Source organism: Pseudopedobacter sp., from assembly GCF_040392825.1.
Taxonomy (GTDB): domain Bacteria; phylum Bacteroidota; class Bacteroidia; order Sphingobacteriales; family Sphingobacteriaceae; genus Pseudopedobacter.
Window position 1 is genome coordinate 1 of the sequence record NZ_JBEBVH010000076.1, and the last position, 15,624, is coordinate 15,624.

Here is a 15,624-nt window from a genome sequence, read left to right on the forward strand (position 1 = left end):
AAATGCTACAAATCCATTAACTTTTGCCACATTAGATCATCAACAGGAATTCCCTCTTTTTCATTTTGCCGTCTGGTTCGCAAAGTTTTTTCTCCGGGATAGTATACTGTATCACCATCGATATTTTGAGCATCTTTAGTATAGTTGAGAATTTTATTGGCAATATTCTCATAATTGGAATTTAAGTCAGGATCAATACAAATAAAAACCTGAGAAATATTGGTCTCACCTTCGCTTTGTGTAATATCACCAGTGGTTTGGCCATCACTTAAAATACTGGCCAGTAAATCTAACATAATAGCTAGTCCAGAACCTTTCCACATGCCAACAGGCAAAGATCGTTTTGTCTTCCTGATAGCAACAGGATCTCTGCTTAAACTTCCTGAGTCGTCATAACCCCCATAAAAGCCAAGCTCTTCATGCTTTAATTCTGCTTCCTGCATTTTGCCATAAGAATATTGCGACATAGCCATATCTAAAACAATGTGCCCGTCTTTACGGGGAACGGCTATAATTAACGGATTATTCCCAATTGCAGGTTCTTTAGCCCCCCAAGGAGGCATAATAGCAACGGTATTTGTGAAATTGATAGCAATACAACCTGCTTCGGCAGCTTGCCAGCCGTAAGAACCTCCACGCATCCAATGGTTGGTACGTTTTAAAGCTACGCAGCCCATACCATTCTTTTTTGCCAGTTCTATTGCCCTTTGCATGCATATTTCGGCATTCAACATCCCAGGTCCCAATTGCCCGTCCCATTGTTCTATTACACCAAAGCTCTTTACCAACTGGGGTTCGGCATTTTTATCTACCCAACCTTTCCTCACGTAATCAATAAATACAGGAAAGCGGTTTAATCCGTGTGAGTATACTCCATCTAAACTATTATTGGTAAATATTTGCGCTATAGCTGAAGCTTTAGTTGGGCTGAAGCCTGATTTTAATAAAACTCTTTCAAACTCTCGGAATAATTTCTGATAGGTTACTTTAGCCATGATAATAAAATCTCTTGGTCTTGATAGGCTAAGCTAAGGAAAATTTAATGGGTTTTAATATAATTTTGATTGAGCCTAAGATAGTCTTACTTTTGTGCGCAATGCTTAGAATCTGGGAAATAGGGAAATGAGGAATAAAATATTTACCTACCATTATGTAAAACTTATTATTACGTCTCTTCTAATCGGTCTTGTTTGTGCTATAATTGCTGAATCTCTAAAGCATTTAACCGAACATTTTGAGGAAGTGATTTTTGAAAGGGTTAAGTCTGACTATCCTGGGTGGTTTTTTATCTTACCATCGGTAGGCATTACTATAATCTATTTTCTAAGAAAGTATGCGTTTAAAAATCGAAAGAATAAAGGTATAACAGAAATTTATAAAACGCTGGATCAAAGAAAAGATCATTTGCCTTTTTTTAAAATACCGTCCCATTATATAAACGGATTTTTTACGGTAATTTTTGGTGGTTCTACTGGCATAGAAGTCTCTACAGTGGTTGCTACGGCTACAGTAGGAAATGTAGCGTATAAAAAGCAGATGGCAGCTTATGCTTTTAAGAGAGAAATGATTTGTGCCGGAGTTACTGCCGGAGTGGCGGTCTTATTTGCCAGCCCCATTGCCGGATGGCTGTTTGCTATGGAAGTGATTGCCAGAAAGATCAATAAATCTTTAATAATTAGTTGTACAACATCTGCGATTGTAGCAGGTCTTTTCATTTATTTTTTTGACGGACATACTTTATTGCCTTTTACAATTGATAATTGGAAGTGGTCGGCTTTCCCGTTTTTCTTTTTTTTAAGTCTTATGGGCGGTGCCCTGGCTACCTACTTTACATTAGCTGTTATTAAAATTAAAGATGGTTTTTCCAAAATAAACAACAATTTTATCCGTGTAAATTTGGGTGCTATAACAGTTGGTACACTTATTTACTTTTTACCATTTTTATTTGGAGACAGTTACCATGGGTTAAAGGAGGTTTTAGAACATTCTTTAGAAGCTAAGATTGGAAATTCATTTATCCTGACATTGTTGTTACTTGTCTTCTTAAAGCCAATAGCGTCATCTTTAACGTTGGGGGCCGGTGGCGATGGCGGTGTGTTTGCTCCGAGTATTGTTGCTGGGGCTGTTTTAGGAGTTCTGTTTGCAAGTTTGTGTAATAAATTTTTTGGAACGCACTTATTAGTGTTGAATTTTGCTTTGGTTGGTGCAGCGGCCACATTGTCAGCGGCTATTCATGCGCCTTTAACCGCTTTATTCTTGGTCTGCAATCTTGTCCCAAATGGCTTCAGTCTGTTTCTTCCCTTGCTTTTAGCGGCCTTCGTTGCTAAATCATTCGCGGTACTTTTATTGCCTTATAACGTTTATACCTACAATTTGAATTCGGGGCATAGTCAAAAGTAATTTGTTTATGCAGGTTTTTTCGAGAGAGATAAAAGTATAGAGGCAATTAGTAATCAGTTATTAGATGTATCCCCACTCGATACACTTTTTTATCAGTTCAGAACTATTCTTAGTTTGTGTCTTTTTTAAGATATTTTTTCTATGTGTGCGTACAGTATGGTCAGACAGCATTAAAAAATCAGAAATTTTCCTGCTGGATAATCCCTTCGCTATCAGGTGAAGTATTTCCAGCTCTCTCTTACTCAGGTTTTCCGGGCAACAGGTATCCAGCGAAAACGTTTTAGTATAATGCATTTGATGAAAATCGTTACGTTCGCCTACACCTGATACCAAAACAATATAATTATTTATCGGGTTTAGATGGTGGATATTGGTGTGGATATTCACTGTCTGCATCAGTCTCCCGTCCTGACTTTTTCTGGTATGAAGTGCCTGATGGTGGAACATTTGATATTCGCCATTAGGTGTTTTCATCCTAAAACAATAGCTGCTTTTCAGATTCATCTGATGCTCAAAACCAATTTCTTTTATCTTTTCTATAGACATTCTCTCTGCTTCCATCACAAATGGAATGTCCTCGGGATGAATCAGATTAATAATCTCTTTTAAATGCGATGGATATTGTTTAAGTCCATGGAGTTTAAGGACGTTCTCATGAAAGTTGGACACTGTTCCGTCACATAAATTTATTACGTAATAATAGAATTCTCCAACAGCAAACATCTCAGCTATGAAATTTTCTATCGATGGAACCTCCAATAGTGCATTTTCTTTTCCGAAAATTTCAGGATAATCATCCCATACTTTACTAAGAAGGTGTGTTTCGGTTTTCATGGTTAGTATATAACATCAGGGGGTGAAAATACTTAATTTTATTAAAGAGATAAATACCTGAATTTTGTTTTTTTCATACTTGGGTTTGATTAATAGAGAATTAACAAATTTGAAGCGAAAGTCTCAAATTAGAGATTCTATTGTAAAGAAACTGTTAATGATGGGTTAAATATGGAATAAAAGTAACTCATAAGGAGCTCTTCCGTATAAGATTATGTAAATTAATCTGTGGGTTGAGCATGAGGAAAATTTCCCTTATTGTAGTATTATGTATATTGTATTTGGTTTCTTACAGCCAACAACAAGCTATGTATACGCAATATATGTTCAATACTTTAGCTATAAACCCGGCTTATTCCAGCTTAGACGATGCTTTTACCATCACAGGGGTTTCCAGAATGCAATGGGTTGGTTTTAAAGGAGCGCCAAGAACACAGACTTTAACCCTGCATACTCCAATTAATGACTCTAATACTTCAATGGGAGCTATATTGATTAATGACCAGATTGGAGAAGTTATACAGGAGACAGGCGGATATTTATCTTTAGCGCAAAGGGTAGAGATTTTTGACGAGACATTTCTGTCGGTTGGATTTAATGGTGGTGTAAGTAGTTTTAAAGCGAGTTATTCGGATAATTATAACTACAGTCCGGGCTCAATAAACGATCCGGTATTTCAGAATTCTAAAGAAATGCGGGCGAATTTTGGATTTGGAGTAATGCTTTTTTCCGAAAAATACTATTTAGGTTTTTCTTCACCTCATTTTTATTATCGTGATATCGCTTCATTAGGTAAAGAAGCCGCGGGTACAAAGTACAGGCCACATTATATGGTGCAGGCAGGCTATTTATTACAGTTAGGTGAAAATTTTAAATTCAAACCTAATTTTTTGGCAAAGTATGTAAACGGATCGCCTGTGCAACTGGATTTTAATGCTAATCTGCTAATTAGTGAAACGGTTTGGGTGGGAGCCTCATACAGGACAAAGGAATCATTCGATTTAATGGCGTCTTTCTTTATAACACCAAGTATCCAATTTGGATATTCTTACGATTTTACCAATACAGAGTTAGCGAAAATACAGAAAGGCAGTCACGAAATAATGCTAAAAGCCAGAATCTTCGGGAAAACCAAAGACCAGACTTCCTGTTATTTTTAACAATTTATAATTAATCTCCTATTACACGTAACCAGTAAGAGATTTGGTAACTAATCTAAGCGCCGTAAGTGGCAAACTTTTTAGTCTCAAGAATTACTTCTGTTCTACCGCTGTCCGATTGTTCCTTTAACTCCAGCGATTTAATACTGGGAGAATCTATTTCGTACAAAGCTTCATATACCTGATTTCTGTTTACTCTTTTTCCGTTTAAAATCAGGTTATAATTTGTGTCAAATTTATAGGTGTCCAGTTTCTCGAATCTCTTTTTTGCTTCGGGGAACCTTTCAGAAATAACATTCGCAAAAGCTTTTAATACAAAGCCTTTTGTGAAAACATTTACTTCTCCATTTTCTAATTTTTTGACAAAAGCGACTTCGGTCTTTTTTTGCTTCTCTATTTTCTTTCTGGATACTTTCTTATTATTTAGTAGATAGCTTATAGAAGAAGACGCTTTTTCTTCGGAAAAATTTCTCTGCTTTACAAAACCACCTTTGTATTTTATGAGAATATTGTCTTTGCTCTCGGTATTTTTATAATGCCATTGTATGTTTTGCGGACTTTGCTCTTTAGTTTTAGGGCTTACAGATAATAACCAATCCGGATTGATTCCAGCCAGATTTACCGATATTTCGGAACGTTCTATTTTTCCTTTCCACAAGGCAGATTGAGCCAATTGGTAACTGAAATAATTAAAAGACTGAGCTTTGCCGGCGGGTAATTTATATTTAACAACTATTTGCAATTCGCCCTCTTGTGGAAAGTAGATACGCCAGGCGTAGCCAGGCATATTTTTTTTATAATAACGAACAAGTGCTTTTTTATTACTCCCGCTACCGGTTATCTCTCGTAATGTTTTTGGAATGTAGATGTTTCTGTAGCTAATATGCCGGTTATTCACCAACACTTCAAAATTGTTTCTGTCATACAGATTGACATTATTTTGCGATGCAGCTACAAAATTCATAATCGGAAGCCCCATTTCTGCTTCTACTTCGGCCCCGGTATTTCGCAAGTGGTAGTAACACTCCACATAGCTATAATCCCTGTATACGTTCGCAGAAATCCGTTGTTCAACAATTTGGATATTTTCTGCCTGCTTACCCGGAACAATCCCTTTTACATCAATTTGAATACCCTGACTATACGAAACAAAAGACAGGGTGCTCATGTACAATAGAAAAATCAATCGCGAAGTTATCCTCATCATTAGAAACTACCTTTTTTAAAATCCCATTTCTTCTTCTCCGCCGGTGCCGGGTCTTTCTTCGGTTTTTCGATTTCTTTTTTGATTATTATTTAAATCTGTTTTACCAAATCTGTAGTTAATGCTAAAATTAAACATTCTGCCTACTCTGCTACGTTCGAAATCCTGAATGAAATTTTGATTATTCGTATGCATACCAAATTTTCTGCTGTTCAGGATATCCTGCATATTGAAACCCAGGCTGGCTTTACGCCCAAAAATATCATATTTTACGCCAGCATCCAAGCTCATCATCTTTTGCATTCTCCCTTGCGATGTTGTTCTTGGTGCCATATAGAAAAAATTGGCCTGTGCCGCCAATGCTTTTGTTATGGAAAGCGTAGAATTTAAACTGCCGTTCCAGTTAAAACCATCATTATCGTTAATACCCAGACTTTCATCGCCTTTGAAATAAGACTGGAAGAAATTCAGATTTCCGGTAATGCTCCAACTTTTAGTAATGTTAGCCCGGCTAATTAACTCCAGACCAGCCGATCTGCTTCTGGCAATATTATAAAATTCGGATATTGTACCCCCGTTTTGGTCCGGGTTTTCTCTTCTTATACTTTGTACAACATCATTAACCTGTCTGAAATAAATTGAAGAAGTAAAAGTTACCAGTTTCCAGAATTTTGCATAGCTGAATTCATAAGCATGTATATCCTCTGGTTTCAGGTTGGGATTTCCTATACGGATGTTATACCTGTCAGAAACGTCCGGAAACGGGTTTACCTGCCAGCCTCTTGGCCTGTTTACTCTCCTCGAGTAACTTAATTGCAGCTGATTGTCTCCTTTCAATTTTTGCGTTAAATAAATACTCGGATAAACTCTCAGATAATCCAATCGGCCAGAACTTCTTTGCATTATATTATTGTTGTCCAAACCAGAAATGTCGGTGTTTAAATAAGCCTGTTCTGCCCTTAAACCAACCTGAACGCCAAAATTATTGGTAAGCTGATTCTGGTAATTTGTGTATACTGCATGAACAATATCTTCCAGTTCAAACAAATTGCTTAGCGTTCTGTCCCTGTCATAAACATTAGAGTTCAGGAGTAGAGTATCCGAAACCTGATCCTCATCATTATATCTTAATGTAGTTCTGTAACCAGTTTCCAATTTACTCGTTTTAGAAAATGGTTTTGTATAATCAATCTGAAAATTCCAGTTTTTGCTTTTTTGGTTAACATCGTTCAAACGGTTCATGCCCAGTCTGTCTGCAGACGGTTGCTGATTGTTATCAAAAAACTCTTGCACAATATTGGCATTTTCATCCTCAGTTCTGTTTCCAAAAGAAAAGTTTGCACTCAGTTCTTCTCCGTCCGTTTTGAATTTATGATAGAAATCAAGATTAAGATCATATCCTTTATTGTCTTCAGTTTCCAGATTAAATCCCGGCCCACGGTCTACAATTTCGTTATTGCTTCCGTAAAACAGCTGGGTAAGCCCTTCATAATCTCTTTCCTTTTGCAAGTTTAAATTTCCCGAAAGACCTAAACTTGTCTTCGGAGTAAAGAAATATTCGGTACCTAATTTTATCGTGTGATTCCGGTTAAATCTGTTACGTATTTGAGTGGAAGATGTAAACGGTGTTACATTATTATTGAGAAATTGGGTTGAATTAAAGCCTGCTCCGCGTCTGTCTCCTTCCCTGTAATTATAATTTCCGGACAGATTCCATTTTTCATTCCTGTAATTTATTCCCATTCCGCCGTTATAGTTCTCATATCGTCCGGCAGAAAGATTTACATTACCGTTAAAGCCCGCATTTTTACTCCTTTTTAGAACAATGTTTATGATTCCCGATTGTCCCTCCGGATCATATTTAGCTGATGGATTGGTTATTAACTCTACCTTTTCTATTGCATTTGCGGGAAGAGACTGCAGTATCGCTGATATATCGCCACCACCAAAAGTTGAAGGCTTTCCGTCAATCATTACGCGAACATTATTGGTCCCTCTTAAGCTGATATTTCCGTCTAAATCAACCTGAACAGATGGAATAGTTGCCAATAAATCTGTTGCTGTTCCTCCCTGTGTAGCTAAACTCTGATCGGCATTAAAAACCTTTCTATCTATTCCTAACTGAATTACATCTTTGGTCCCGGTAACAACAACTTCGTTAAGAACAGAAGAAGCGCTTTGTTTTAATTTTAACGAACCTAAGTTGGTTGAATTATTTAAGGTGAAAGTTTTTGTGAAAGGAGCATAGCCAATAAAGTTTATCACAATTTTATAACTGCCTTTATTTTTGATGTTTTTAAAGGAGAAATTGCCATCGATATCTGTCTGAGTAGCTGCAATTGCCTGAGTTTCGTTAGCTTTAATCAGGCTCACAGTAGCAAAATCAATTGGGATATTGGTTTTCTCATCTACAGCTTTCCCTTTGAGATTTAGATTGCTTGATTGAGATGGACTTGTCAGACTCGTGTTATTTTGTGCGAAAGATGTAATATTAATCAAAAGCAACGCAGCAAATAAGATAAATTTGTTTCGGCAAAAAGTCATTATCGGAAATAAAGTTTAATATAAGTGTTTGTGCTTAGACCTCATAGACTCTAAAAGGTTTAAATCATAAATATAATAAGTTTGACACTTTCATTTTATAAAAAAACAATGAAATATAAAGCGTACAGATTAACTATAGACCAATTGTTGGCAGAAGGTAAGACCTCTGGAAACGATCATTCGGAATTTATGTTGGAATACACTAAAATGAATGTCCACAGAATGAATCGGCTGGATAAAAGTTTAGTATTGAATGAAGAAGTGTTGACTACACTTATGCAACTGCAAAAAGCTTATAAATTTTTAGTTCTTACAGAAGCATGGTGTGGTGATGCATCGCAGATCGTTCCTGTTTTTAATAAAATTGAAGAATATTCAAATGGAAAAATAGAACTGGATCTGATCTGGAGAGATCAAAATCTGGAGATTATGGACAGATATTTAACCAATGGAGGACGGGCAATACCCAAATTGGTTGTTATTGACAAACAGAGTAATGAAGAAATAGCAAGCTGGGGACCTCGACCGGTTTTGGCTCAAGAGCTTATGACAGAGCTGAAAAAGGATAGTTCCCTGGGAATGGCAGAAATTTCTGAGAAGTTGCATTATTGGTATGCAAAAGATAGAACCCAGTCTACACAAAAGGAGTTGTTAGAGCTCCTTAGGACTTTGAACTAGTTAAATGGGGCATATTTCATAAAAAATGGGCTTTTGAATTGTAACAATTCTTATATTGCGCCATTATTTTAAAACATAATTTTAAGAAAACGTATCATGTTATCTAAAATCAATTTTACAGAAACTCCAGCTTATGAGTACCTTTCTAATCATCTGGTAGATATTGCCGATAAGCACTTAAGAGACCTGTTTAAAGAAGATCCGGAGAGATTTGAGAAATTCTCAATTCAACTTAACGATATATTGGTTGACTATTCTAAGAACAGAATAGACGAAAAAACAATGGCTTTATTAATCCAGTTGGCGAAAGAGTGTAAATTGGATGAGGCTATTAATTCTATGTTCAGTGGAGAGAAAATTAACGAAACTGAAGATAGAGCTGTATTGCATATTGCATTGAGAAATAGAAGCAATGATGCCATTTTAGTTGATGGCGAAGATGTAATGCCATTAATAAATGGTGTTTTGGCTAAGATGAAAAAATTTAGCCATGCTATCATTAGCGGAGAGTGGAAAGGTTTTACGGGAAAGAATATCACCGATGTGGTAAACATAGGTATAGGCGGTTCAGATTTAGGGCCTGTAATGGTTACCGAAGCACTGAAAGCCTACAAAAACCATCTGAACCTACATTTTGTGTCTAACGTAGACGGTACGCATATTGTAGAAACGGTTAAAAATTTAAATCCGGAAACTACATTGTTCCTGATTGCTTCTAAAACATTTACCACACAGGAAACAATGGCAAACGCGCACTCGGCTAGAGAATGGTTCCTGAAATCGGGGGCAAAAGAGTCTGATGTTGCCAAGCATTTTGCAGCACTTTCTACTAATGCAGATGGCGTTAGTAAATTCGGAATTGATACCGAGAACATGTTCGAATTTTGGGATTGGGTTGGCGGTCGCTATTCTTTATGGAGTGCTATCGGGTTGCCAATCGCTTTAAGTGTTGGTTTTGATAAATTTGAGGAGTTACTGGAAGGTGCCCATGAAATGGATAATCATTTTAAAACAGCGCCTTTTGAAGAAAATGTCCCTGTTATTTTAGCTTTGTTAGGTATTTGGTATAATAATTTCTTTGAAGCAGAGACACAAGCTATTTTACCTTACGATCAATATATGCATCGTTTCGCAGCCTATTTCCAACAAGGAGATATGGAAAGTAATGGTAAATATGTAGACAGAAGTGGTAAAGCAGTCGCTTATCAGACTGGTCCGGTTATCTGGGGTGAACCGGGAACAAATGGACAACACGCTTTTTATCAATTGATCCATCAGGGAACTAAACTAATTCCGTGTGATTTTATTGCACCAGCAAAATCACATAATCCAATTGGCGAACACCATACTTTATTGCTGTCTAATTTCTTTGCGCAAACGGAAGCGTTAATGAACGGAAAAACGGAAGATGAAGTAAAAGCCGAATTAGCAGGAAAATCTGCCGGAGAGATTGCTAAGATTACACCGTTTAAAGTTTTCGAAGGGAACAGACCAACAAACTCTATTTTAGTAAAAGAAATCACACCAAAAACTTTGGGTAACTTAATTGCAATGTATGAGCATAAGATTTTTACGCAGGGTGTTATCTGGAATATTTTCAGTTTTGACCAGTGGGGTGTTGAGTTAGGAAAACAATTGGCAGGAAAAATTCTTCCGGAACTAAAAAATGATGATGAAGTTACATCTCATGATGCTTCTACCAATGGTTTGATCAACAAATTCAAGAAGTGGAGATAGTTCTTTAAGACCAAAGATATAAAATAACAAAGGCCGCTTAAAACAAGCGGCCTTTCCTTTTAGCCATGGATAGAAATACCTAATAGCTTATAGAATTCTTTTAAAATGGCGGGATGCCCTGGCCAGGCTGGAGATGTTGTTAAATTGTGCTCTGTAATAGCCTGGTCAACAGGTATTTCCTTATATATACCACCCGCAAGAGTGATTTCTGGTCCCACGGCCGGGTAAGCAGTTAATGTTCTTCCTTTTACCACGTTAGCAGCTGTTAAAATCTGGATACCATGACATATAGCGGCTACCGGTTTATTCTGTTCAAAAAAATGGCGGGTATAATCCAGCACTTTCTGATTTAATCGGATATATTCGGGAGCGCGACCTCCGCAAACATACAGACCATCATAATCCGAAAGATTTACTTCATCAAAACTTTTATTAAGTACAAAATTGTGACCCCGTAATTCAGCATAGGTTTGGAAGCCAACAAAGTCGTGTACTGCAGTTGCAATGTTTTCGCCTTTTTTCTTATCGGGACATACGACATCAACACTGAAACCTACAGAAAGCAACGCCTGATAAGGCACCATAATTTCGTAGTCTTCGACGAAATCACCTGCTAGCATTAAAATTCGTTTGTTCATAGCGATAATTAATTTTAAGCAGAATATACGAATAATTTTAAAGAACTGAGGTAATTATTCTTTTTTTTGATGGCATCCTTACAATTCAATATAAATCAAAATTTAACTTTGTTTTACAAGATATAAGCTTAAATTTAGATCAACTTAATTTACATTTTGATAATGAAAAAGATCTTATTATGTTTTATCATGGCGGTAACTACAGTGGTAGCAAGCGCCCAAAAAAAGCCAGTTTTGAGTCCACCAGCGACAGTTCAGGAGACAATAAGTAAAGGAACGGTAGTCACAATCAATTATGCGCAACCGTCTGTAAAAGGTAGGACAATAGGTAATGAAATAGCACCGTACGGAAAAGTTTGGAGAACTGGTGCAAATGCTGCCACTCAATTTGAAGTAAGTCAGGACGTAAAGATCAATGGACAGGTATTAAAAGCAGGTAAATATGCATTGTTTACTATTCCAGGAGTAAAAGAGTGGACTATTATATTTAATAAAACCTGGGACCAATGGGGGGCTTACAAGTACGATGAAAAGCAAGACGCTTTAAGAATAGTAGCAAAACCTACAAAATCGAAATCTTTTACAGAAAAGATGACATTCACTATCGCAAAATCAGGAGATGTTGATCTTCTGTGGGGAGATGTACAAGTTGGATTTAAAGTTAAATAGTAAGGAATATTAGCTTCCTTCATCAATAAGTAAATCTAAAATATAGTAGAATACGAAGCCAGATTATATCTGGCTTTTTTTATTTTAAGATTATAATTTTCTATGCTTCATAAACCTAGGTTACCATAAACTATTAAATCAATAGATTATATAAAAAATATTATACTGATTTTCAAATGTTTACAGTGAAATCAAAAAATAATCTATACAAATTTCAATAATTAAAATACATTTGTCTAGTAATTCAATAGATTATATATTATTTAAATAAACTACAAATGTATAAGAGAAAACAAGTACAAAAGAGTTACCTTACCCTAACTAAGGTATTATATGCATTATTGCCCGTCCTGCTAGTAGGAAATGTGGCTTTTGCACAACATGTTGTAACTGGGACTATCAGGGATAGTAAAGGTCAAGCTTTACCCGGAGCTACTATAATAGTAAGAGGTACTAAATCTGCTACTGTCGCAGATGCTGATGGAAATTTCCGTATATCGGTGAGTGTTGAGCCTCCATTCTTCCTTAGGGCAACATTTGTTGGCCAAAAGCCACAGGATTTTCAGGTTTTGAGATTTGAGAATACTCCTGTTCAATTAACTCTTGTAGAAGATGACCTTCTGGAAGAAATTGTTGTTACTGCTAGACGTCGTAGCGAAATAGCACAAGAAGTACCTATTCCAATTACAGTTATTGGAGGTCAGGCTGCTGAAAATGCCGGGGCTTTTAACGTAAACCGTTTAAAAGAATTGGTCCCATCTGTTCAGTTGTATGCTTCAAATGCGAGAAATACCACACTAAACATTAGGGGATTGGGTTCTACATTTGGATTAACAAATGATGGTATCGACCCGGGAGTAGGGTTTTATGTAGACGGTGTTTACCATGCCCGTCCGGCAGCAACATCTACAGATTTTATTGATATAGAACAAATAGAAGTAGTAAGAGGCCCTCAAGGGACTTTGTTTGGAAAAAATACTACTGCAGGTGCTTTCAATATCACTACCAGAAAGCCAAGTTTTATTCCGAGTTCAAAAGCAGAGTTGAGCTTTGGTAATTATAACTTTATCCAGGCGAAAGCAACCATCACTGGCCCTATAGCGAAAGATTTAGCGGCTAAAATATCATTATCTGGGACACAAAGAGACGGTACAATTTGGAACCCTGTTGAAGAACGTAAATATAGCGGTCAAAATAACCTGGGTTTAAAAGGACAGCTATTATATGCTCCTTCTGATGAATTGGAAATTTTACTAAGTGGAGATGCAAGCTTTCAACATCCAGCGGGTTATCCTTTGGTGGTAGCAGGTATTACTACAACAGAGAGAAGTGCCTATAGGCAATATGCCGAAATTGTATCAGGTGCAACAGGTCTCGGCTATCAATTACCTAAAATAAATCCCTTTTCAAGAGAAATATATACCAATACGCCGTGGAGACAGAATCAATCCATCGGTGGAATTTCTTTGAATATTGATAGAAAAATAGGTAATGGTACTTTGACATCTACTACAGCCTGGAGATTCTGGAACTGGGATCCTACCAATGATAGGGATTTTACCGAGTTCTCTGCACTTACCAAATCACAAGGAAATAGTCGCCATGATCAATATTCTCAAGAGATCAGATATGCCGGAAATATTACCAGTAAACTGAGCGGTGTAGTAGGTGTATTTGTACTTGGACAAAACCTGCAAGGTTTAGATCAAACAGAGGAAGTGGGTAGTGACCAATGGAGGTTTGTGCAAACCAGTAATACAGGCGATCAGGCGAGATATTCGACTCCCGGTTTACTGGATAATTTTGGAATAAAAACAAACTCTACTATTAAATCACTGAGTGCAGCGGTTTTTGCTCAGGCAGATTGGGAGTTTATAAACCATTTACATATTTTACCTGGTATTCGATTTACATACGATAAAAAGGATGTTGATTATGACAGACAAACTTATGGAGGTTTGCAAACTACAGACCCTGTTCTGCTAAAACTTAAAGGCGATGTTTATAAGAATCAAGCGTTTAATACCAGTACAGACAATAACAATTTATCTGGTAACCTCACCCTGGCGTACAGACCTTTGGATAAATTCAACGCTTTTGCAACTTACTCGACGGCTTATAAACCAGTCGGAGTTAATGTAGGTGGTTTACCTACTACTTCAACTGGAGAAGCTGATTTATCTGTGGCGGTAGTAAAACCAGAATATGTACAACATTATGAGTTGGGTATTAAATCAAAACCAATTGCAGGTGCCTTATTAAATGTAACCGCTTTTAACACGGATATTAAAGATTACCAAACCAATGTACAATCACCACAGCTAGGTGTAAATAGAGGCTATTTAGCTAATGCAGAAAAAGTAAGGGTAAAAGGACTGGAGGTTGATGGTAGTTACCAATTGCAGAAATTCCTGACTTTAAATGCCGCTGTTGCTTATTTAGATGGTAAATACGAGAAATTTACAAATGCACCACTTCCTTTGGAAGAAACTGGTCATACCGAGGTAATTGACGGCGTTTCTACTCAAGTAGCATTTAAAGACGCTTCTGGTGGCAGATTGCCGGGTATATCAAAATGGAACATTTCAGGTGGTGCCGAAGTAAGTACTGCAGGTAATTTAATTAGTAAATCGGGAAGATTTTTTATAGCTGCTGATGTTTCTTATCGCTCAGATTATTCTTCAAACCCAACACCTTCTAAAGTATTGGTAGTAGATGCTTATTCTCTGTTAAACGGAAGATTAGGATTCAGATCAGATAAATTTTCCATTTTTGTGTGGGGAAGAAATATCACTGACACAAATTATTTTGAGCAATTGCAGGCTGCGGCAGGAAACTCAGGCTTATATGCAGGGGTATTAGGTGATCCAAGAACTTACGGAGCGACTCTAAGATTAGGTTTCTAAAACTGTCTTCACTTCAACTATATATTTGCAAAAGACTGTCCGATTTTGAAGTAAACCCCAAAAGTTAGACAAAAACTTTTGGGGTTTACTATTTTGGGACAGCCTTTATTTTATAGTGGTTTTTCTAATCCTCTATTTTGCAATAGATATTTGATGTCGGGTTCTTTACCTCTGAAAGCCTTATACAGATCCATTGGTTCAACAGTTCCGCCTCTTTCTAATATGTTTTTTCTGAAGGATGCTGCTGTTTTTGGATCGAAGATATTTCCTGTTTCTTTAAAGGCGGCAAACGCGTCGCTATCCAAAACTTCAGACCATATATAGCTGTAATATCCGGCAGAATATCCGCCCGCGAAAATATGCTGGAAATAAGTACTTCTGTATCTGGGAGCTATTTGTGGAATTAGCCCGATTTTAGCCATCTCAGTCTGCTCAAAACTACGCGGTTCAACAGGTTTTCCAGAAGGTAAGGAATGATAAGCCATATCTAATAATGAAGCTGCCAGATATTCGACAGTTGCAAAGCCCTGATTGAATTTAGATGCTGCTTTCATTTTGTCTATTAAGGCTTGTGGAATAACTTCTCCTGTTTTATAATGCTTTGCATACTGATTCAAAACTTCTTTTTCGAAAGCATAATGTTCCATGAACTGAGAAGGCAATTCTACGAAATCGCGGGTTACAGATGTGCCCGAAAGTGATTCGAATCTTACATTGGACAATAAACCGTGTAAAGCATGGCCAAATTCATGGAAGAATGTTTCTACTTCATCAGGTGTTAACAATGCAGGTTCATTTCCATTTGGAGGTGTAAAATTACATACTATCGAAACAATAGGAGAAATACTTTTTCC

12 protein-coding genes are annotated in these 15,624 nt (G+C 36.9%); 6 read left to right on the top strand and 6 right to left on the bottom strand.

Annotated features, from left to right (window positions below; all coding sequences use genetic code 11):
• Nucleotides 1-5: 5 nt before the first annotated feature.
• Complete coding sequence (yiaK, locus tag ABWO41_RS07415; RefSeq protein WP_353135777.1) at nt 6-995, bottom strand: 3-dehydro-L-gulonate 2-dehydrogenase; 990 nt, start codon at nt 993-995, stop codon at nt 6-8.
• Nucleotides 996-1,122: 127 nt separating this feature from the next.
• Between yiaK and ABWO41_RS07420 the strand changes: the two genes are divergently transcribed.
• Nucleotides 1,123-2,400 (top strand): chloride channel protein, encoded by a 1,278-nt coding sequence (locus ABWO41_RS07420; RefSeq protein WP_353135780.1) that lies wholly within the window; start codon nt 1,123-1,125, stop codon nt 2,398-2,400.
• Nucleotides 2,401-2,460: 60 nt separating this feature from the next.
• Here the strand turns inward: ABWO41_RS07420 and ABWO41_RS07425 are convergent, their stop codons facing one another.
• Nucleotides 2,461-3,234, bottom strand: a complete 774-nt coding sequence (locus ABWO41_RS07425; protein WP_353135783.1) for a LuxR C-terminal-related transcriptional regulator — start codon at nt 3,232-3,234, stop codon at nt 2,461-2,463.
• 239 nt (nt 3,235-3,473) lie between these two features.
• Between ABWO41_RS07425 and ABWO41_RS07430 the strand changes: the two genes are divergently transcribed.
• Nucleotides 3,474-4,394, top strand: coding sequence for a PorP/SprF family type IX secretion system membrane protein (locus ABWO41_RS07430; protein WP_353135786.1), 921 nt, complete (start codon nt 3,474-3,476; stop codon nt 4,392-4,394).
• A gap of 55 nt (nt 4,395-4,449) precedes the next feature.
• Here ABWO41_RS07430 and ABWO41_RS07435 read toward each other — a convergent pair whose 3' ends face one another.
• Both ABWO41_RS07435 and ABWO41_RS07440 read right to left on the bottom strand, forming a co-directional pair.
• Nucleotides 4,450-5,601, bottom strand: coding sequence for a hypothetical protein (locus tag ABWO41_RS07435; protein WP_353135789.1), 1,152 nt, complete (start codon nt 5,599-5,601; stop codon nt 4,450-4,452).
• Between the two features lie 15 nt (nt 5,602-5,616).
• A complete protein-coding gene (locus ABWO41_RS07440) occupies nt 5,617-8,142 on the bottom strand; it encodes a TonB-dependent receptor (RefSeq protein ID WP_353135792.1) in 2,526 nt (841 codons plus the stop codon).
• 108 nt (nt 8,143-8,250) lie between these two features.
• On the opposite strand from ABWO41_RS07440, the gene ABWO41_RS07445 reads away from it, so the two are divergent.
• Nucleotides 8,251-8,820, top strand: coding sequence for a thioredoxin family protein (locus ABWO41_RS07445; RefSeq protein ID WP_353135795.1), 570 nt, complete (start codon nt 8,251-8,253; stop codon nt 8,818-8,820).
• A gap of 96 nt (nt 8,821-8,916) precedes the next feature.
• A complete protein-coding gene (gene pgi, locus ABWO41_RS07450; RefSeq protein WP_353135798.1) occupies nt 8,917-10,557 on the top strand; it encodes a glucose-6-phosphate isomerase in 1,641 nt (546 codons plus the stop codon).
• 59 nt (nt 10,558-10,616) lie between these two features.
• On the opposite strand, the gene ABWO41_RS07455 is transcribed toward pgi, so the two are convergent.
• Complete coding sequence (locus tag ABWO41_RS07455) at nt 10,617-11,195, bottom strand: DJ-1/PfpI family protein (protein WP_353135801.1); 579 nt, start codon at nt 11,193-11,195, stop codon at nt 10,617-10,619.
• A gap of 162 nt (nt 11,196-11,357) precedes the next feature.
• Here ABWO41_RS07455 and ABWO41_RS07460 point away from each other — a divergent pair, with 162 nt between their 5' ends.
• Together ABWO41_RS07460 and ABWO41_RS07465 are read left to right on the top strand one after the other, a co-directional pair.
• A complete protein-coding gene (locus ABWO41_RS07460) occupies nt 11,358-11,864 on the top strand; it encodes a DUF2911 domain-containing protein (RefSeq protein WP_353135804.1) in 507 nt (168 codons plus the stop codon).
• Nucleotides 11,865-12,142: 278 nt separating this feature from the next.
• Nucleotides 12,143-14,770: a TonB-dependent receptor gene (locus ABWO41_RS07465; RefSeq protein WP_353135807.1), complete on the top strand. Its 2,628-nt coding sequence runs from the start codon at nt 12,143-12,145 to the stop codon at nt 14,768-14,770.
• Between the two features lie 110 nt (nt 14,771-14,880).
• On the opposite strand, the gene ABWO41_RS07470 is transcribed toward ABWO41_RS07465, so the two are convergent.
• The coding region (locus tag ABWO41_RS07470) for a M3 family metallopeptidase (protein WP_353135810.1) at nt 14,881-15,624 on the bottom strand (744 nt) is incomplete at its 5' end.